This is a genomic window from Pusillimonas caeni, assembly GCF_003545815.1.
Classification (GTDB): domain Bacteria; phylum Pseudomonadota; class Gammaproteobacteria; order Burkholderiales; family Burkholderiaceae_B; genus Pusillimonas; species Pusillimonas caeni.
Window position 1 is genome coordinate 355,466 of the sequence record NZ_PDUW01000004.1, and the last position, 19,986, is coordinate 375,451.

The 19,986-nt window shown below is 63.8% G+C and carries 15 protein-coding genes; 4 read left to right on the forward strand and 11 right to left on the reverse strand.

Annotated elements, in window-relative coordinates; all coding sequences use genetic code 11:
• Nucleotides 1-4: 4 nt before the first annotated feature.
• From bcsB (CSC67_RS11560) to bcsD, 6 genes are all read right to left on the reverse strand, one after another.
• Nucleotides 5-2,350 (reverse strand): cellulose biosynthesis cyclic di-GMP-binding regulatory protein BcsB, encoded by a 2,346-nt coding sequence (bcsB, locus tag CSC67_RS11560; protein WP_118994662.1) that lies wholly within the window; start codon nucleotides 2,348-2,350, stop codon nucleotides 5-7.
• 19 nt (nucleotides 2,351-2,369) lie between these two features.
• Complete coding sequence (gene bcsB, locus CSC67_RS11565; protein ID WP_167752863.1) at nucleotides 2,370-4,538, reverse strand: cellulose biosynthesis cyclic di-GMP-binding regulatory protein BcsB; 2,169 nt, start codon at nucleotides 4,536-4,538, stop codon at nucleotides 2,370-2,372.
• Nucleotides 4,539-4,606: 68 nt separating this feature from the next.
• Nucleotides 4,607-6,793 carry a UDP-forming cellulose synthase catalytic subunit gene (gene bcsA / locus CSC67_RS11570; protein ID WP_118994664.1) on the reverse strand — a complete coding sequence of 729 codons (2,187 nt, stop codon included), beginning with the start codon at nucleotides 6,791-6,793 and terminating at the stop codon, nucleotides 4,607-4,609.
• Nucleotides 6,793-7,569, reverse strand: coding sequence for a cellulose biosynthesis protein BcsQ (bcsQ, locus tag CSC67_RS11575; RefSeq protein WP_118994665.1), 777 nt, complete (start codon nucleotides 7,567-7,569; stop codon nucleotides 6,793-6,795). Before bcsQ ends, bcsA begins: the two co-directional genes overlap by 1 nt.
• Nucleotides 7,566-8,069 (reverse strand): BcsR/BcsP family cellulose biosynthesis protein, encoded by a 504-nt coding sequence (bcsR, locus tag CSC67_RS11580; RefSeq protein WP_118994666.1) that lies wholly within the window; start codon nucleotides 8,067-8,069, stop codon nucleotides 7,566-7,568. Before bcsR ends, bcsQ begins: the two co-directional genes overlap by 4 nt.
• A gap of 52 nt (nucleotides 8,070-8,121) precedes the next feature.
• Complete coding sequence (gene bcsD, locus CSC67_RS21370; protein WP_167752864.1) at nucleotides 8,122-8,562, reverse strand: cellulose biosynthesis protein BcsD; 441 nt, start codon at nucleotides 8,560-8,562, stop codon at nucleotides 8,122-8,124.
• Nucleotides 8,563-9,169: 607 nt separating this feature from the next.
• Between bcsD and CSC67_RS11590 the strand changes: the two genes are divergently transcribed.
• Nucleotides 9,170-11,428, forward strand: a complete 2,259-nt coding sequence (locus CSC67_RS11590) for an FUSC family protein (protein ID WP_118994668.1) — start codon at nucleotides 9,170-9,172, stop codon at nucleotides 11,426-11,428.
• Nucleotides 11,429-11,467: 39 nt separating this feature from the next.
• On the opposite strand, the gene CSC67_RS11595 is transcribed toward CSC67_RS11590, so the two are convergent.
• The 5 genes from CSC67_RS11595 to CSC67_RS11615 all read right to left on the reverse strand — a co-directional run bounded on the left by CSC67_RS11595 (nucleotide 11,468) and on the right by CSC67_RS11615 (nucleotide 17,922).
• Nucleotides 11,468-12,727, reverse strand: a complete 1,260-nt coding sequence (locus CSC67_RS11595) for an MFS transporter (protein ID WP_118994669.1) — start codon at nucleotides 12,725-12,727, stop codon at nucleotides 11,468-11,470.
• 81 nt (nucleotides 12,728-12,808) lie between these two features.
• Complete coding sequence (yaaA, locus tag CSC67_RS11600) at nucleotides 12,809-13,585, reverse strand: peroxide stress protein YaaA (protein ID WP_118994670.1); 777 nt, start codon at nucleotides 13,583-13,585, stop codon at nucleotides 12,809-12,811.
• Nucleotides 13,586-13,819: 234 nt separating this feature from the next.
• The gene (locus CSC67_RS11605) at nucleotides 13,820-14,602 is read right to left on the reverse strand and encodes a 3-hydroxybutyrate dehydrogenase (RefSeq protein ID WP_118994671.1); all 783 of its coding nucleotides are present in this window, start codon (nucleotides 14,600-14,602) and stop codon (nucleotides 13,820-13,822) included.
• Nucleotides 14,603-14,850: 248 nt separating this feature from the next.
• Nucleotides 14,851-16,128, reverse strand: a complete 1,278-nt coding sequence (locus tag CSC67_RS11610) for a collagen-like triple helix repeat-containing protein (protein WP_118994672.1) — start codon at nucleotides 16,126-16,128, stop codon at nucleotides 14,851-14,853.
• A gap of 87 nt (nucleotides 16,129-16,215) precedes the next feature.
• Nucleotides 16,216-17,922 carry a ShlB/FhaC/HecB family hemolysin secretion/activation protein gene (locus CSC67_RS11615; protein ID WP_245220206.1) on the reverse strand — a complete coding sequence of 569 codons (1,707 nt, stop codon included), beginning with the start codon at nucleotides 17,920-17,922 and terminating at the stop codon, nucleotides 16,216-16,218.
• A gap of 277 nt (nucleotides 17,923-18,199) precedes the next feature.
• Between CSC67_RS11615 and tsaA the strand changes: the two genes are divergently transcribed.
• From tsaA to CSC67_RS11630, 3 genes are all read left to right on the forward strand, one after another.
• Nucleotides 18,200-18,694 (forward strand): tRNA (N6-threonylcarbamoyladenosine(37)-N6)-methyltransferase TrmO, encoded by a 495-nt coding sequence (tsaA, locus tag CSC67_RS11620; protein ID WP_118994674.1) that lies wholly within the window; start codon nucleotides 18,200-18,202, stop codon nucleotides 18,692-18,694.
• Between the two features lie 243 nt (nucleotides 18,695-18,937).
• Nucleotides 18,938-19,408 carry a type II RES/Xre toxin-antitoxin system antitoxin gene (parS, locus tag CSC67_RS11625; protein ID WP_245220207.1) on the forward strand — a complete coding sequence of 157 codons (471 nt, stop codon included), beginning with the start codon at nucleotides 18,938-18,940 and terminating at the stop codon, nucleotides 19,406-19,408.
• Nucleotides 19,408-19,872 carry an RES family NAD+ phosphorylase gene (locus CSC67_RS11630; protein WP_118994675.1) on the forward strand — a complete coding sequence of 155 codons (465 nt, stop codon included), beginning with the start codon at nucleotides 19,408-19,410 and terminating at the stop codon, nucleotides 19,870-19,872. The genes parS and CSC67_RS11630 overlap by 1 nt, the downstream gene beginning before the upstream one ends.
• Nucleotides 19,873-19,986: the final 114 nt, after the last annotated feature.

Sequence of the window (19,986 nt, forward strand, 5' to 3'; positions counted from 1 at the left end):
CTCCTTACGTCTTTCGCCGTCCGCGCCGCCAAAGCGCTATTGCCAAAGCCAGCACCAGGACCGCCAGCAACAGCCATCCCAGCCACTGCAACGGCGACACAGTCGGCCAATGGCCGGCGAGCGTCCATTCGATGCTGCGCCAAAGACCCAGCTTGCCGATCGAATAACTGTACTCGGAGGCCAGGGGAGTGATTCCGCCGTCATGGACCACGGCGAGGCTGCCTTTCAGGCCTTCCTCGGGATCGCCGCCGGCCAGCAGCGCCTTGACCGCCAGAGCCTGTCCCTGCGGCTCGCTGCTGGCTATCAGGACCACGCTGCGTCCCTTTGCCGCCGGAGATTCGAAACCCGCGAAGATGGCGCTGTCTCCGGAGCTGGAGTAGCTCAGGTCGGTGCGGACGCGGCTTTGCGATTCGCGCGGATCGGGCGTCTTCCAGCCGACCGGCTTGAAGATGAGGTCGGACGTGCCGAAACGCTTGCTCTGGCCCGCAAGCACGGCCGGCATGTATTCGGCCCAGGACTTCAACCAAGCCTGATCTCCGGACGCAATGACGACGAGGTCCTTGTCGTCCAGCCCAAGGCCCGGCTCGCCCAGCGCCACCGTCACGTGGGTTGCGGGATAACCCGTCGATTCTCCGAACCGCCCCATCAGGGCCAGATAGGTCGACACGTCCTGGGCGGCCGGGCTGCCCGCAAGCACCACCGCGGTTTGCGACAGATCGGCCAGCCGCGTGAAGGGGAAACCGCTTTCGCCGAAGGCGGCCAGGTCGGGAAGCGGCATGAAGTGCGGATAACGGGAGAAATCCAGCGTGGAGTCCGGATCGATGCGGCCGCGCACATTGTCGATGATGATGTCGCGGCACTGCCCTTCCTTGATGTAGTCGTACATAAAGCGCAGCTCCAGCTCGGAGCGAGCCAGCAGCCGGTCCAGCGGGATCTGCATCTGGGCGCGGACCGGAAGCATCTCGTTGTCGTTCAGCATCTTGAGCCACGACTCATTCTTGATCTGGTCGACCGACGGCAAGGGAAAGGACTTCAGGAACTGCTGGTCGACGCTGATCAGCAGCGACGAGTTGGCCTGGCCCGGCTGGGGGGTGTAGCGATAGCGCAGATCGACAGGCACGGGTTTTTCGCGCCATCCGAACAGGTCGGGAGGCAGGCGCAGGTCAAGGCGGACTGGCGCCCCGTTGTAGCCGGTGACGTCGAGCGCCTGCTGGGAAACGATTTCGCCGAACTTGACCGGACGGTCCGTGCGCAGCCAGTTCGGCGCATCATAGGGTCGGCGCGGCGCCAATTGCGCCAGTTGCTGGATGGCGGCCACCTCGCCGGTCAGCGTGACGCCGCCGGTGACCAAAGCCTGGGCTGCCAGCCTGACCTCTTGGGCATCGCGGCCCATCACCCATAAAAGCTTGCCGCGCGGATCATTCGGATTGGTGGTGATGGCCAGCGCAGGCCCGGACACGGCGGGCAAGGACGCCGCGGCGCCCGCATCCCCACCTTGGCTCAGCACCACGGCATTGCCTTTTTCGGGATAAGCGCCGTCCCAGTGCGCCGGGAACTGGGCCCCGCGATACCCGGCCATCGCGCCGAACCACGATGCGACCATGCCGGCCGACTCGAGAACGGCCTCACTCTTGTCGTTCGCGAACACGATCGGCAAAGTCAGGCGGCGGCTGTCCCGATGATCGAAGAAGGGCAGCGGCAGTATGGACAGGTCGTCCGGCAGAGCCATGTGCCGCACGTCCAGCGCCAGCGTGCTCTTGTTGCTGATGTTGGCCCAGAGGCTGGAATGGAGAGGGTCCTCGCATTCGAGCGTGTAATGGCCGATCAGCTGGAAGCGCAGCCGGTTGAATTCGGTGACAAGGTGGGCGGGCAGCTCGATGGTCCGCCGCAGGCTTTTTCCCGCCTCTTCGCGGGGCACCGGTATGGTCGCGGCCACCTCGTCATTGACCAGAACATTGATGTGCGACAGATCGCTGAGCAGGGCCGGCGAGTAGCTGTAGGTCATGTCGACCTCGGCGCGGGTCACCACTTCGTCGGCGCGCACATTGAACAACACACTGTCGCTGCCGTCGATGCCCCGCAGATTGAAGGGATAGCGTGCCCCCAGTTGTTCGAGGGTGTAGCGATACTCGGGCCGGACAGAGGCGATTTCGTGCGCTTCGCTCACTTGGGAAAGCGGCGCATCGACCGAAGACGTGTTGTCGAGCAGCGATGGGCGAGGCAGCAACAGCCCCGCCTTCTCTTCGGCGCTCAGGTCTTGGGCAAGAGCCGGGCAGGCGCAGGCCAGCGACAGCGCGGCGGCTGTGAGCAAGGAGGAAATCGAATGGGCGGACAAGAAGGGATTTTTCATCGGCTATGCTCTTTCACAATTACCGCGGACCGGGAGAGCCGGCACGCAGGCGCCTCTGGGCTCGCGCACGCAGTGATAAATACAGGACGATTGCAATCAGCACCGCACCCAATAGATAAACCACGAACAACAATAGGGGATGTCTGGACATGAACCAGGCAATGGTCTGGTAGAAGCTCAGATTTCCCACGTAATAACTTTTCGATGACGATAGAGATTCGATTCGGCCCTCGCGCACCAGGGCCAGGCTTCCCTGCAGCCGCTTGCTCTGCACATCGTCGGCGATCATCGATTCAACCGCGGCCTGAAGGCCCGCGCCATCGGCGCCGGCCACCACGACGACGCTGCGGCCGCGGCGCATCGGCGACTGGAATCCCGCTACATAAGCGCCGTCGGCGGGAGCCGCGATGGGACGCGCGAACGACGACCGCAAGGGGCTGCGGGCGAGGCGCTCGGACAGGGCGCCGAGCCACCCGCCTATGCCCGTGTCTGCCGACGGCCGCGACGTCGCGGCGCGCTCGGGCAGAGGAAGGTGCCGGGCCCAGCCGGATAATGTGTCGGAGCGCGTTCCGGCTTCGATCAGCAGCAGGTCCTTGTCCGCCACGCCGGCGGCATCGCGCTGTACGGTCACTCCTGTCGCCGGATGGCCGGTGGCCTGGCCCATCCTGCCGAGCAAAGTCAGAAAGGCGGCGAATTCGGATTCGTGCGCATCGGTCCGCATCACAACCGCTGTTTCGGACAGATCGGCCATGCGCGAGAACGGAAAGCCCGACGTGCTGAAGGCCGCCAGGTCGGGCATGGCCTTGTGATGGGGCAGGCCCGACAGATCGATGGTGGAGCGAGGGTCGATGGCGCTGCGCCGCGCGTCGATCAGGCTTCCGCGGCATTCGCTATGGAAGGGTGGACGGTAATGGAAGCGAAACTGCAGCTCCGCCTGCGATTCGAGCATCGACAGCGGCAGGAACACCTTCTGCTTCAAGGCCGACCCGTCCCTCGCCAGCAAACGGCGGGCATTCTCTTCGTTGTCCGCCAGTTCGATATGCTGTACACGCTGCTGATTGACCAGCACGTCGAGCGTCGCCCCATCGTCGGCGTCTATGGCCGAATGCCGGTACAGCAGATTCATGGGCACCGCTTTGGTACGCCAGTCGGACAGGTCGGGCGGAAGCCGCAGACCGACGCTGATGGGGCCCGGCTCGTATCCGGAAACAGTGAACTCGCGCAGCGGCAATAGCTCGCCCAAGGCGACGGGCCGGTCGGCGGGCAGCCAATTGGGCGCATCATAGGGTTTGCGCGGAACGCCCTGCACTTCGGCGACCGTCGCGGTGAGCCCAGACAATGCCTGGGCCCCCAATGCCAGAGACACCGCGGCGCTGCGGATTTCGTCGTCATTGCGGCCCGTGATGACAAGCAGCTTTCCGGCGGGGTCGTGAGGATTTGCCCGCATGGCCAGGGTCGGCCCCTCGGCCTTCGGCAGCGTGAGTCCGGGCAATGATTCATTTGCGCCCAGCACGATGACCGCGTGTCCTTGCTGCGGGATCTCGTCGGACAAGGCCGTGAATCGCGCCCCGCGATATCCGGACAAAGCTCCAAGCCACGACGCCACAATGCCCGCCGCCTCGAGCCGCTTGTCCGAAGGCCGTCCCAATACGAACGGCACGTCCAGGCCCCGCACGTCGCGCGGATCGAAGAAGGGCGATGGCAAAAGGCCGAGGTCGTCAGGCAAGACCAGCCGCTCCACGTCGAATAGCAAGCGGCTCGATGCGTCGATATTCGCCCACAGGTCGGGATGCAGCGGATCCTCACAGCCCATGGTGTAGTGGCCGATCAACTGAAGCTCGAGGAAGTTGTATGGCTGCAAATGCGCCAGCGGCAGAACGACCTGCGCGCGATTGGCCTCGTCCGACGGCTGGCCGGGCAAAGGCAGCGAGGCGATGACCTCGCCGTTGAGCACCACGTTCAGATGGGACAGTTCCTGCAGCAGGGCCGGCGAGTAACGGTAGGCCAGGTCCAGCTGCAGGTCGTCGATCCGCTCATCGTCCCTGAGGCCGAATACGACTCCCCTGCTGCCATCGACGCCACGAAGATTCCATTGAGCATAACGATTGTATTGCTCGAGGCTGACAGCATAGTTTCTGTGCAAGGCATCGGCGGCAGCCCCGGTTTGAGCCGATTGCGCCCATGCCATGCAGGCCGCTCCCGCCAGTAAACCGGCGAGGCAGGCTCTGACCGCTACGAAAAAGCGCCCCGCCCCGCTCATGTCTCCTGGGCCCTCCGTCCCATCGCCCGCCCGGCGCGTCGTCCGATCGCTTTGCCGGCCTCGCGGAACAACACGAGAAAGCCGCGCGCGCCGATCCGCCCGATCTGCTTTACCGCCGTCAACGGCGCATCGGGAACCGAAGCATTCCATATCGTCGCCCAGATGTCGGCTCTGCCGAAGGTGACCTGAGCCAGTTCGATCTGCTGCTCGATGGAGAGGCCGAGGAAGTGCAGGCCGACGCGCTTGTCTTGGACGAAGCGCACTTCGGCGGGAAAGACGCGTTCGTCGTCGCCCCGAAACAGGGACACCTGCACCGCGTCGCCAACCTTGAGGGCGGCGGGCGCATTCAGCTCCAAGCCCAAGCCTTCGGCCGAGAAGTCGCTGGTCTGGCAGGCGATGCGGTGCCCGGAGGCCAGCCCCAGGCTGGCGGGCAGCACGGCCTCGACCCGCGGCGAGGAGCGGACCTGGCGCTGCTCGCCGGCCACGGCCACGCTGGCGCTGCAGATGACGATGTTGTGCACCGTCCAGGCCATGTTGAACGCCACCGTATACATCAGGCTGCGGTCGCCGCCGCTGTGCGCCAGCATCCAGATGCCCACGATCAGGCCGGCCAGGTTCAGGCCCAGCAGCACGATGTAGGGCCGGGCCAGCGTCCAGTCGAAATAGGATTCGGTCGTGGTGCCGCCCTTGGCCGTGACGTTGAACGTGGCGCTGTTGGGATTGATCAGCGTGGCCAGCGTGGGCCGCATCAGATACCAGGCCAGCACCGATTCGTACACCTCGTTCCAGAAAGAATGCCGGAACTTGCCCTGCACCCGGAAGTTCGTCAGTTGGGCGTGCAGAATGTGGGGCAGCACGTAGGCCAGAATCATCAGCGCCGATGCCTGGAACACGCGCGCGTCGAAGAACAGATAGGCCAGCGGCGCGGTCAGGAACACCAGGCGCGGCAGCCCGTAGAAAAAGTGCAGCGAGGCGCTGATGTAGCAAATGCGCTGGCCCAGGTTCAGGCCCTTGCCCAGCAAGGGATTGTGGCTGCGCATGATCTGGGCCATGCCGCGCGCCCAGCGGATGCGCTGGCCGATGTGGCGCGACAGGCTTTCGGTGGCCAGCCCGGCCGCCTGCGGCAGGGCCAGGTACGCGGTATTGAGCCCTACGCGGTTCATCTTCAGGGCGGTGAGCGCGTCTTCGGTAACGCTTTCGGTGGCCACTCCGCCTATCTGCATCAGGTGTTCGCGGCGCAGCACGGCGCACGATCCGCAGAAGAACGTGGCGTTCCAGAGATCGTTGCCGTCCTGAGTCAGGCCGTAGAAAAGCTGCCCCTCGTTGGGTACGCGGTGAAAGACGCCCAGGTTCTGCTCCATGGGGTCGGGCGAGAAAAAGACGTGCGGCGTCTGCAGCATGGCCAGCTTGGGGTCTTTCATGAACCAGCCCATGCATATCTGCAGAAACGACCTGGTGGGTATGTGGTCGCAGTCGAAGATGGCGATGAATTCGCCATGGGTGCGCGCGAGCGCGGCGTTGATGTTGCCTGCCTTGGCATGCTTGTTGTCGGGCCGGGTCAGGTAGCCGACGCCGGCCTGCTCGCAGAAAGCGCGGAACTCTTCGCGGCGGCCGTCGTCGAGCACGTAGATATTCAGGCGGTCGGCGGGCCAGTCCTGGGCCATGGCCGTGAGTACGGTCTGGCGCACGACGTTTAGCGGCTCGTTATAGGTGGGTATGTAGATGTCGACGCTGGGCCAGGAGGAAATGTCCTCGGGCATCAGGACGGGCTTGCGGCGCAGCGGCCATGCCGACTGGAAATAGCTCAGGAACAAGGTCAGCAGCGCATAGAGCTCGGCCATCAGGAGGCCATAGCCGAACACGGCATCGAGCAGGTGCTCGAAACCCAGGGTCTCGGTCAGCCGCCAGTACATGTAGCGCAGCGTGGCCACCGACGAGATGGCCATCAGCACCAGCACCGTCAGGCGCGCCCGTGAAACGCGATTGAGCACATAGGCGGTGGCAAAGGTGATCAGGCCGAAAAGCGCCTGATGGCCCAGGGTCAGCGGAGTGACGATCACGCTGGCGAAAAACGCCAGCGCCACGATCAGCGCCAGCACTCGGAAGGCTCGGCTGTCCCAGATCGAAAGTCCCACCAGCCAATCGCCGGCCCGGCCAAGTGCTTTGCCCAAGCGCTCGTACATCAGCCTTCCTCCTGATTGGATGCGGCCAGACGGCCGCTGATCCAGTTGGCGCACGCCATGATGTCGCGCGCGCCTTCGCTGTGCGGCGCATATTGGAAAACGCTCTGCCCGAATGCCAGGGCCTCGCTGACGGCCTGGTCCTGGTGTATGCGTCCGATGATGCGGTCGCCGAACGAAGCCCGCAGCATGGTCGCCACGTCGCGGCTGAGCTGCCGGCTCTGATCGACCTGGTTCACGATGAAGCCGTAGCCGCGAAAGTCGGGCCGGCCCAGGCAATACGATTCGAACAGGGCGCGCAACTGTGGCAAGGTGACGTACGACCCGGCGTCCGGCAGCGTTACCGCGATGGCCAGCGAGGCGGCGGTCAAGGCCTGTGTCATGTACACGGACGGGCCGGGCGGGGTGTCCAGCACGACGATGGCGTCGTCGGCCAGATTCATGCCACGCAACGCATCGGCCAGCCAGGAAGGACGATGGACCAGCCCCGCCTCGAAACCCAGCCGCTGCGCTTCGTCGCATTGGCCGTAGGGAATCAGCGCCACGCCCGAGGGCGTCATTTCGGCCAGCCGGGCCAGGGCCGCCGCGTCGCCGCCCGAACTCGACAGCCCGTCTCCGGAACCTGCCTCGAAAGAGAAATGGAACCTGAGCCCGTTCTGCGGGTCGAGGTCGATGGCCAGCACAGGATGTCCCAAGCCGTGCAGCGCGACGGCGAGATTCGCCGCCACCGTGCTTTTTCCCACGCCGCCCTTGGCCGAGACAACTGACAATACATTCATGGGCGGCGCAGGCGATCGAAGAGCGAGCGTATGGAACCGGCAGGCTGCTCGGGCCGATCCACGGCCGGCGGCTCGGCGGAAGCAGGCGGTGCCGCGGGATCTTCGAGCCGCCTGAACAGGGACTTCAGGTCGCCCGAGGCGCTGCCCGCCGGCGCCGGCACGGAATCAGGCGCCGCACCGCTCGGCGTACCCACCGAAGGCGAAGGCTGCGCGTCCCGCCCGGCATCGGCTGCCGGCGAAGAGAAGGGCCTGCCCTGGCCCGCTGCCGTGGAGCGCGCGGGCGAGGACAGCGGCGCTGTCGCAGAAGGACGTGCCGCGGGTTCGGACGAAGGCGCCGCGGCATGGGCCTGGGCCCCGACCTGAACACGCTTGAACAAAGGCCAGCGCTCGACGGTTTCGCGCTGCTGATCCGTCTCGTGCACTTCGCGATACTGCTTTGCTTTGCTGCCGTCGAAAAGCGCGAAAAGCTTGCCTATGTCGTCCGATTCTTTCATCGTCATCCCACTTTCAAAAGAAGTCTACGCCATGGATATGGCCGCTGGCAGCTGGACCTCATGCCGCCAGCCGGTATAAGAACATGTTGCTGTCGGTGCTTTCGCATTGCCGTACCTGCAGCCGCTCTCCCGCTCCAAGAGACACGAACCATTGCTGGTACACGCCCGCGAGGAAGTCCGCCAGGCCCTCTTGCGCAAGCGGATCGGCGGGAACGCCTTCGTGAACGATTTCGAGGCAATCATTGCGTTCGAGAAAGCTTACGACCCCCAAACCCAGGCGCGCCCAGTACCGATTGGCCGCATCCTCCATCTGTTCGATGGACTCGCATTCGGGCAGCTCGATCTCCCGCCCCGCCCCCATGCCCGCCTTGACCATCAAACCGCGTGCCTGCTCCGGCCCCAAGGCCGTCGAAGCCTCGTGGACAAATGACTTGAGAAGAAAACCCCATTGCGCGTCGCGGCGCTGGTTTTGGAGATAGGAGATCAGCTTGCTTTGCACGTTAGATATCCAAATCGAGGGTTGAGGGACGCCGTCCGCCCGCATGCGGGCGACTGCATTTACTGGAGTCACGGAATGAAAGACGGCCCGCGGAAGCGGGCCGACGTGCGTCGGCCGCGAGCGACGCCGACGAAAGCGTACCCGCCGCGGAACGAGGCAAGAAACGGAGGAAACTGCCAATGTCACGAGACCGGGCATGCTGTACACCATGGGCGCACAATGCCGCCAAATTCGGACCAAGGCAACTACAAGTCATAACTGGGACTAGCAGCTTCGGCAAGGCGGAGCTACGGGCTTCTGGCCCATATTCTTGAAGCATAACCTTGCGTCTGGATGAGGCGCCGCTGACACGTCGGCGTAAATGCTGCGGCCAAATGTATCAAAAATGTAACACATGACGCTCATCTGCATAGAATTTTAACCAAATATTTAATCTCGTCCAATCTATTGGAGCGATACAACTGTAAATGGCGGCCTCGTTTCCGGCGTGCAAAACCCGATAATCGGGCACAAGGAGCTGTTCATCCCCTGCCGATAACGCTGCCCCGGCGCGTTTCGCAACAAGGTAAGATAGGACCAAACGACTATCTCCCACGCTTACCGCCCCATGGCTACGCGCATTACGCAACTGCAACGCTTCTTCCACAGCCATTATTTCTTCGGGGGCCTGCGCCAGGCAATCGGCGTCATGCTGCCGGCGCTGCTGACAGGCGTTCTGTGGCAAACATACGACATCGGCATGATCGCCGCCATCGGCGCCGCCTGTGTGGCGGTCATCGACCAACCCGGCAGCCCTCGGCGCTATAGCGTCAACACTATGCTGGGCGCGGTGTTGCTGGGCACCCTCACCGTCGCACTTACCGGCCTGGTTTCCAGCCACCCATTGGCGCTGTGGGCGGCCATACCGTTGATGAGCTTCGCTTTTTCGATGTTGACGGTGTATGGCCCGCAAGGCGGGCTCATGGCTTTCGCCTGCCTGCTGATCATGACGCTGACCATGCGCGCGCCGCTCAGCGGACAGCAATTGCTGCTGCATGTGCTGTATTCGCTTGCCGGAGGCCTGTTCTACTTCGCCTATAGCGCCCTGGTGCGCCGTGTTTTCTGGTTGCGGGAAGAACAGCAGGCCTTGTCCGCGGCGCTGTTCGCAACCGCCGACTATATCGACGCGCGCTCGCGCTTCTACGACGTGCACACCGACCTGGACGCTACCTACCGCGAACTCATTCGCGCCCAGGCCGACATGATCGACAAGCAGCAGGCCGCGCGCAACACGGTGCTGCGCGAACTGCCCAAGGGCGGGCGGCGCGGCGACCGGCATCGCATGAGGGCCTTGAACCTGTTCATCGACATGGTTTCACTGCTGGACACCCTGATCGCCACCCATACCGATTATGCGACCTTGCGCCGCGAACTGGGCGACAGCGACGTGCTGGTCTTTGCGCGCGATACCCTGATCAAGCTGTCCGACAATCTGCAGCGGATCGCCCTGTGTACGGCACGCAACCAGGCCGTGCTCAGCCGCCACAGCGCCAAGGCGGAACTGCGCGCCATCGAGTACGAGCTCGAGCAATACCGGCAAAGCGGCTTCGCCGAGGCCAACCCCGAGGTCTACGCCCTACTGGTGCAGGTGCTCAGGCGCCTGCGCAACGGCTCGCGCATCGTCGAGCGCATGGCCGCCCATACCCAGCCGGGCGCCGACACCCAGTTGGTGGATCAACGGCTGGACAAAGCGCTGGGCCGATTCATTTCGCGCGGCAGCGAACTGCGCTTCGGCATGATCACGTCGAATCTGCGCCTGGATTCGCCGCACTTCCGCTATGCCTTGCGGGTTGCCATCGCGGTGCTGATGGTGCTGGCGGTGGTGGCGCTGCTGAACTACGGCCTGGCCCGCCAGCAATGGGGTCCGGCCATCGAGCTGCATGGCTACTGGGTCATCCTGACGGTCATCGTCATCATGAAGCCGGGCTTTGCCCTGACGAGACAACGCAACGGCCTGCGCCTGGTGGGCACCCTGATCGGCTGCATCCTGACGCTGGGCCTCTTCATGCTGACCGATAATCCGGACATCCTGCTGGCCGCCCTGATCGTCTGCTGCATCCTGGGCTACAGCCTGATACAGGTCAGCTTCATGGGCACGGCCATCTTCAAGACCATCATGGTGCTGCTCGCCTTCCATCTGCTTGCCCCGCACTCCAACGCGCTCATCGGCGAGCGCCTGCTCGATACCGTGATAGGCTGCGCCATCGCGCTGCTGGGCAGCTACATACTGCCCTGGTGGGAGCACAACTATATGGGGTCCCTGGCCAATGCCCTGCGCACCGCCAATCATCGCTACTACAAGGCCGGCCTGCATTACGCCGAACTCATCCGGGCGCTGCGCGGCCACCCGGCGGGAACAAAGGATTCGCTCGAGGCCGATCAGCTCGAAGCGGACATGGCGTGGCGGCTGGCGCGCAAGAATGTGTACATTGCTTTCGGCAACTATGCGGCAGCCTTCTATCGCATGGCGGCCGAACCGGCGCGGCGCCAGAAGAACGTGCCCGAGTTGAACAACCTGCTGATCCAGAACCATGTGCTGACGTCGCAGATCGGCGCCGCCGTTCCGCAGCTGGCGACCCTGGCCGAGGTACCCCCGGGCATCCGCCAGGCGCTCGAAGCCGTCGACGGGCTGTTGCAGGACCAGGATGCCAAGCTGCCCGCCTCATTGGAAACCGAGGGCGAACTGGCCACGCTGGCCTACCCCCTGCGGCAGATGATGTCGGCGGCGCAGCTCATCCGCCAGGAGATGCGGGCGCTCGAAACGCCCTCGCCCGACGGTGTCCACCCCCCTTCATCGCACCAGCTGCCGGACTCGGTCGCGGCTTAGCAGGCCGGACGAATGGGCGCTGAACCCCGCCTGCGCGCTTCAGCCTCCGCCGCCAACGCGCTGAAGCGCCCCCGAAGGGGCGGCCGTCCGCCCAGGTGAGGGCCAGAAGTACCATATCGCGCATGCGAGCTGAAGGGCCAGCAGGCATGACCAGGCGGTCAGATGGGCCTCGGCGGGGTAGACGCCCGGCACGATCGGATCCCAGCGCTCGACGATCCATCCAATGACGTTCTGCACCGCGAAGATCATGAAGAACACCAGCATATTGAAAGTCGTGTTCGCCCTGCCCCACATCGCGGGCGGATAACGAGTGACGAAGATCGCGAAAATCAATACGCAGCAGGCGCCGAACAGACCGAAACAGGTCCAGAGAATACTCTTCGGGATGGACGCATCGAGCATGATCAGCGCCTGGATCGCCACGAACATCCCCAGACATGCGCCGTTGAATACCACCAGGCTCACACCCAGGCGTTCGAAGCGCCGGGCAAGCCCGCCCGACATCAGGCTTCCGCACACGGCCGCCAACCCCATCAGCGAGACCAGCGCGTCGGTCTGCGCCAGACCGGCCTGGCTGACGTCCAGCAGATAGGGCTTCATCCAGAGCGATTGCACTGCATAGAACATGCCGCCGCTCACGGACGGAAAGAGCGAGAGCTTCCAGAACGGTACGCTGCAAAGCAGTTCCCACGTGCCGCGAAACTGCGCCCATACCGAAGGGCGTTCTTTTTTCCGGGGCACGGCCTTGGCGTCGGTCGCCCCGAACCAGATCATCCCCGCCACCGCCATCGTAAAAATTGCCAGCCCTGTGCTGATGGTCCGCCACGAGGCCACGTCCAGGAGCAGGGCCAGCGGCGTTCCCACAAAGGCGCCCCCCAATCCGCCAATGGCGATCAGCGCCCCGTTCAGCAGCGGAATGCGGTGGGCCGGAAAGTGTTGGGCCAATGCCTGCAGCCCGGCGCCCATGCACACCGCCACGCCCACGCCGATCAGGACACGGCCCGCCATCATTGGAATCAGGCCGTCGGCCAGCCCGAACACCAGCGAACCGAGCGCCGCCACCATCATCAGCGCGGCAGTGACCCTTCGCGGTCCCCAGGTGTCCAGCGCGGCGCCGGCCGGAATCTGCGTCAGGGCGAATCCCAGGAAATACAAGCTGGTCAGGCTTCCCAGGTCGGCCGCCGTCAGGCCCATTTCCCGGGTCAGGAACGGGGCGAAGCCGATATTCAGCCCACGGAATATATAGGAAACAAAATAACCGGCCGAAAAGAACAAAAATACGCGTGTCGCTGCGTTCATACATCCAATTCCGAAAGGGCGGGTTCCTTGTCCGCCTGTGTGCTGTCCGCAAGGGCGGCCCGAGCCGCCCTCTTATGCTGCCTAGGACGCCTGCTTGCGCCGGAACACCAGGCGCGAGTCGGTCGACGACTTCGCATCGTGGATATAGCCTTCGGAATCGAAGCCCGCCAGGGCGGCGGGATCGCTGATTTCGTTTTCGATGACGTAGCGCGCCATCAGGCCGCGCGCTCGCTTGGCGTGGAAGCTGATGACCTTCCATTGTCCGTTTTTATAGTCCTGGAATACGCACTGCACGACCTTGGCCTTCAGCGTGCCGAGGTCGACCGCCTTGAAATACTCTTCGGATGCAAGATTGAGCACCATGGGTTCGGCCTGCCCTGCAAGGCGCTTGTTCAGGTATTGGGCGATCTGGGCGCCCCAGTAATCGTACAGCGTCTTGCCCTTGCCGGTGGCCAGCCGCGTGCCCATCTCGAGGCGATAGGGCTGCATCAGATCGAGCGGCCTCAGCACGCCGTACAGGCCGCTGAGTATGGCCACGTGCTCTTGCGCCCATTGCAGCTGATCGTCCGACAGCGAAGGCGCGTCCAGTCCTTCGTAGACGTCGCCGTTGAACGCCAGCGCGGCCTGGCGCGAATTGGTCTGGGTAAACTTGGGCTTCCAGGCGGCGTAGCGCTCTACATTGAGCTTGGCCAGGGCGTCGCTGAGCTTCATCAGGTCGGCGATTTCGCTGGCCGACTTTTCTTTCAGGACATCGATCAAGGCCGCCGCCTGCTTGACGAACTGCGGCTGGCTGTGCAGCGTGGTTCGGACCGGAGAATCGTAATCGAGCTTTTTCGCGGGGGACAATACCAACAACATTTTCTATACCTTGATCGATGAGCCGGCGAGAGGCCGCCGGAGTCCGGTCCGGGCAAAAACCCGACGCCGGGACAGCCTTGATAATGGGCAACCTTATACGGAAAGCGGGGGGCGCGTCAAAAGCGGCTGGGAACCGGCTACCGCGACCGCCCGGCGGCGCGGGGGGCCGGACGTGAAGCCCGGGTCGCGAGCAAACCGCCGCGGCAGGCGCATGCCAGCCGTCGGCGTCGCACCTTAGCGAGCCGTCCAGCCCCCGTCGATCGACATGGAAGCGCCGGTGATCTGTTCGGCCGCCTCGGAGGCCAGGAACACCGCCATGCCGCCGATCTGCTTGGGCGTCACGAACTGCAGCGAAGGCTGTTTCTCGCTCAGCAGGCGCCTGGCCGCTTCGTCGATATCGACGTTTTGCGCCTGCGCGATGGCCTCGATCTGCTTTTCGACCAAGGGCGTACGCACCCAGCCCGGGCAGATGGCGTTGGCCGTGATGCCGTTGCCTGCATTTTCAAGAGCCGTCACCTTGGTCAGCCCCACGACGCCGTGCTTGGCGGCCACATAGGCCGACTTGGCCGCGGAAGCGACCAGGCCGTGGGCCGACGCGATATTGATGATGCGGCCCCAGCCTTGCTTCTTCATATAGGGCAGCGCCGCCGCCGTGCCGTGGAATACGGCCGACAGATTGAGCGCGATGATGGCGTCCCAGCGTTCGACGGGGAAATCCTCGATCAGATCGGTATGCTGTACGCCGGCATTATTGACGAGGATGTCCACCCCGCCGAGCAGGCGTGCCGCTTCGTCGATGAGGGCGCGGGTGGCATCGGCGCGGCTAAGGTCCGCGTTGACGTAATGCGCCTTGACGGCGAACTCGAGCTCGATGTTGACCCGCTCTTTTTCGATGGCCTGCGCATCGCCGAATCCATTGATCACCACGTCCGCCCCGTTGGAGGCCAGTTCGCGAGCGATTCCCAAGCCAATTCCGCTAGTCGATCCCGTAATTACAGCGCGTTTGCCATCGAGCATGTTGTTATCCCCAATCAGTTTATGCAGGTCAGCGCGTCTCGGCCCTTGAAAGGCGGCCGGTCGCAATACGCTTAGTGTAAACGGAGAGCGTCGAACGAAGCGTCGCCGCCGCATGACAAAGCCCCGATATCCGCGATATCGGGGCTTTGTCATGCGGCGTCCTTGGGCCGCCTTCTTAGCCCGCGGCCTCCCGGCCACGAAGGCCGCAGGCGTAAAGGCCCTATACGGGAGCCTCTATAACACGACACTCACTTGGGCGCGGGACGGCCAAGCAGTCCCTGCACCGGGCTCAGCAAGCCCTCGCCGCCGCCGCGAGTCAGCGCATCGACCGCTCCGGTAGTGTGGTCCAGCACCTGGCCCACCGCATTCTGGGACGTGGGACTGGAATGCACCAAACCGCCTGATGCCGACACGGCGGACCCGACATTCGCCACCGCCCCTCCCAGGCCGGAGGAGGAGGAACCGGCTTGCCCGCCGGCAGCTTCCAGCGCCCCGCCCGCCTTGGCAAGCACGCCATTGGCGGTCGGCCCTATTCCGACACCGTCGCCGACGGCCTGCCCGAGGTGGCCCGCGGAGTCCGTAACGGGCGCGACGACGGTATCCAGCGACCGCCCTGTATCGCCCAGCGGCCCGGACAGATTGCTGCGGGCGATATTGTCCACCGCCTGCCCCGAGTTGCCCAAAGCGGGCTGTAATACAGGGTTGGGATCGGTCGACGCCACGCCCAACTCCGCCGCCGCGGTGCCGATGGGTTTCAGCAACCCTCCGTCGGAGCCCAAGGCTTCGGTCAGCGCCGAAACCGATCCCGTGGCATGGTCGAGCGTGGTGTTCAGGGGTTGAGGGTTGTCGGGGTTTTCATTGAGCAGGTCGCCCGTACTGGCCACCGTATCGCCCACTCCCTCGACCAAGGCGCCCGCGCCGGTGCCCACATTGCCGCCGATTCCGGTGTCGCCGACGTCGGTGCCCGCGGCGGAGACCGCTCCGCCCACGCGTTTCAGCAGTCCGTCGGCCGGCTCGCCCACGCCCGTGCCCTCGCCGACCGCCTGCGTGACATCCGTGATGCCCGACGCCGCCGGGTCGACCGCTTGATCCAGTATCTGGCCGGTTCCGCTCAGGGCGGTCGACGCCTCCGTGTCGACCACGTTGTCCGCGGCCTGCCCGACATTGCCCAGCGATGTCTCCAGTGCGCCGCTCTGCGTGGCGCCGCCGCCGTCTCCGCCGGAGCCGTCGCCCGGACCGTTACCGCCGCCTCCCGAGCCACCGCCGGTGCCTCCATTACCGCCCGTATCTCCGCCGCCGCCCGTGCCGCCCGTACCTCCTCCGCCCGTACCATCGCCTCCGGAGCCGCTTCCGCCGCCGTCCTGCGAGCCGCCGCCGGCGGGCGGGCCCGCATGGCTCATGTCGCCCCGCGTACTTCCGCTGGAACAAGCGCTCAGAACAGCGGCCCCCGCCAGCAATCCGGCCAGCAGCGTAAGCCGAAAGCCCAATGACGCATCGAATTTCGTTGTTTTACCATTGTGTCGCATAAGGTTCTCCTTGAATGCGTGCTGTGGATCGAAACAAAGCGCCAGGCGGCGGCAATTAATGTGCCGGCGCCCAATGCGCCGTGCCCGTCAGAAGGCGTCGTAAGCCAGCGAGAAATTGAAATTCACGCGGACCTCCCCGCGTCCGGCGCCATAGGGACTGTCCCGCAACGGGCGAGCGACGTTCAAATCGGCCACAAAATAACGCTCGTCGCTGAGACGGATTCCCACGGCGACGGATGCGAGGGACGCCCGCTGCCAGTCATACAATCCGTCCTCGTTGTACCAGGCTTGCGCGTGATCGGCGACCACGTAGGGTTGAACAGTCGTCAGCCGGTTCCAACCCGTGGCGAAGCGGCGATTGACCTCCAAAGAAACGCCGTATCCCTTGTCGCCCGCCAATTCGCCCGGCGGATAGCCCAACCCATAGCGCCAGCCGCCAAATGAAATCTGCTCGCTCGAAGGCAGTACATTGCGGCTGTACTGTCCGATGGCCGACAGGACGAGGCCGACCCCCGAATCGAGCTTGACCGTTTGCTTCAGCCCCAGGACATAGCGCGTGAAATCGAGATCGTAGGAAGGCGGTTCGAAGACGGCATAGTTGCTGCGCCGGCTTTTCTTGGCGCCCAGGGCATCGAATCCCTTGTGAACATCGAGCAAGACTTCCCGGCTCTGGGACTGCCCCGTCTCCCGGTAGCTGAACGATGCACGGGCCGCCCTTACGTGCGTCCGGTGCTGCAGCCAGGCATTGTCCGCATCGCGCTGGTATTCGTCGATGCTCTGGCCCGCATAGACGCCCAGGCCGCCGGTAAGGCTGCGCTGATTCTCCAGCACGAAGGGATATTTCAACGACAGGCGTAGTTGCTCGTTGACCACGCGCCGGCTCCAGCCGGCCGCCTCCAGCAGATCGTCCTCGGGATGGGAGTTGTAGTGATAGCCGTCCAGTTCCGCGCTCAGTCCGTCCGTACCGATCGGCACCGCGACGGAGCCGGACACATACCTCACGCTGCTTCCCGTTCGCGGAATGGCGGCTGTGAGCTTGACCTGTTCGCCCAAGGGACTGATGCTGTTCGCCGTCATATCCACCAGCATCTGATAGCCGGTGCCCAAATCGGCTACGCTGGCCGCGACGCCCAAGCGCTTGTGGCTTACGTGCAGGGCGAGCGCGGTGGAGCCGTCCGCGCGGCGCGGCATCTCGAGCTTGGGATCCAGCCGCAGGCCGGGCACCCGGCGCATCAGGTTCAAGGTGCGCTCGAGCGTCGCACGGGTCAGCGGCTTTTCGGCAAGCAGCGGCCGGGCCAGCGCATCGAGCCGCCGGCGCACGCTGCGCGGCGCATCGCCCGACACATCGACGCTTGCGATGTGGCCTTCCACCACTGTCACCACAACCAGCCCTTCATGGAAGTCCTGTTCCTGCAGCAGCGCGAAAGAAAGCACATAGCCCCGCTCGCGATACAACGCCGTGATTTTGTCCATCTCCCGGACCAGTTCACGCACCGTGATCGCCCGTCCGACCAAGCGCGCCAGGATGGGCCGCAGCTCGTCCAGCGGCATGGCGCGGTTGCCCGCAACGCTGAAATGCCGCGGAACAATGGTTTCGTCAAGCTGGGATCGGACCGCGTCGGCAGGCTCTTCTTTGGATAGCGGCGGCTCTTTGGGTCGCTCTGCATCGTGTTCGGGCGGCGCCGGCAGGCTATCGACCGGATTTCCGCGCAAGGGCCCGGCGCCCCAGGCATTTCCCGCTGTCATTCCCCAGGCAAGTGCAGACGCCGTCAATAAATGGGCGGCAAGACGCATGTCCTCTTCCTTTATTGTTTATCTTTTTGGCGGTAGCCGGACGGCCCATCAGCGAAAAACGTGCCTGGCCATAAGGACGAGGTTTTGCATAACCGTTCTGGACCGTCGCTCCTTTGCCTGGGATGCCACCGGAGTGCTGACCATACTGCGATCCGCCGCCCCGTCTTCTGCGGCGTGGTCAGTGATCCATAGATCTAAGATGTGACACTTACAACGATGGGATAGACTGCGAGACTGCGACATCGACATGCACCAATCACCCACTCACAGCTAAGCCATGGTCAGACTGAACGAAATCCGCGAGAACGAATTGGCCGTGAATGCCCCGGCGCCTACGGATGCGGGGCTGGTTTTTATCGGGCGCATACATACTCCTTGGACCTCGCGGCTTGAATGTCCGCGTCAAGGCCGGCCGGATGGGCCGATATGCGAGATCGAAATCTTCGAACCCTGGGTGGCCGCGCTTGATGGGATTGAAAACTTTGAACGGATCGAAGTGTTGTATTGGCTGCACGAATCCAGGCGCGATCTTGTGCGGCAAAGCCCCGCCAACGACGGGGCAACCCGGGGCACCTTTTCCTTGCGATCGCCCGTTCGGCCCAACCCCATCGGCACGTCCATAGCAACCATGGTTTCGCGTACAGGCGGCAAGCTGCTGGTACGAGGGCTGGACTGCCTCGACGACACCCCTCTTATCGACCTGAAGCCGGACCGCGCCCTGTTCACTCCCATTGCGCCACCGCAACCCGGCGATTTTCAGACGGGAGACTGACGACGCCGATCACTCGGCTGCGTACCGACCGTAGCGGAGAACCATATACATCCGGCCGGGTACGCGGTTGAAAGTTTGGGCTCACTGTTATCTTCACTACCCACCATCCGCACCATGCTCTAGCAGTCGCAGACAAAGTTCTATTGATGATCGACCTTCACCAACGGACGCTAGACGGCATTGCCTCAAAACCCATCTTTTGATAATATAAAAACTATCAATTGACGAACTTACGAGGCCATCATGTCCACCCACGCCAACCAAAGCAAGCCATCACATAAGCAGCCCGGCCGGCCGCCGGCCCACGCCTTTTGGAAGATGGCGCACAAGCTGGGGACGATGAGCGAGTCAGACCGCATCCAAAGCATCAAGACGGGCTTTACCTTCGAGATGGCCGATGCGGCTAAGCAGACATTCCGGCTGACCTCCCAAAACATTGGGGCGTTGTTGAACCTGTCTGTGGCCACATTCGAGCGGCGACGCAAGGATGCCAAGCCGCTGGACGCGGTCGCCTCGGAGCGGCTGGACCGGATCGCCGCCATCGCCCTCATGGCCGAAGAAGTCTTCGAAGATGCCGCTGCAGCCTCGGAATGGATGGCGACGCCTAATCCGGCGCTGAATGGAAACTCGCCTGTCATGCACTGCGAGACGTCGATCGGCGCCCGCCAAGTGCGTCGAATCCTGAATGCTTTGGAATGGGGCGGCGTAGCTTAATGATCGCCTGGAGAATCACCAAGGCCAAAAGAGCGCGGGACTTGACAGGGAAAGGGGCGGCGCTCGATGGCGGCCGCTGGAACGAAGTGGACGTGCCCGCCGTCTACATGGGGCTCTCGCCGGCCATCTGCAGCCTGGAAACATTCGTGCATACGAACCGCTACCCGCTGCTGCCTCTGAAGATCACACGATTTATATTGCCCGACGATGCGAACTTGTATCTCGAGCCGAATCCGCGCACGCTGCCCGAAGGTTGGGCAGTGATTCCGCCCGATCGCGCCAGCATGGCCTATGGAACGAAGTGGCTGCGCAACACGCAGCACCTCGGGCTTATTGTGCCGTCGGCCGTATTGCCGCTCGAGCGCAACATTGTCATCAATCCCGCCCATCCAGCCATTGCGAAGGTGACCATCGACGCACAATTCGACTTCATGTACGACCAACGGATGTTTCTGAAGCGCTGATAGCGGTTTAGCCGCTAAACAGGTCGCACCATCCGGCCCGCACTAGAAGCTGACGCCCCACTACGGACCGATCCCGACTTATCGGCGTTTTATTCCAACGGAGGTAAGTTGCTC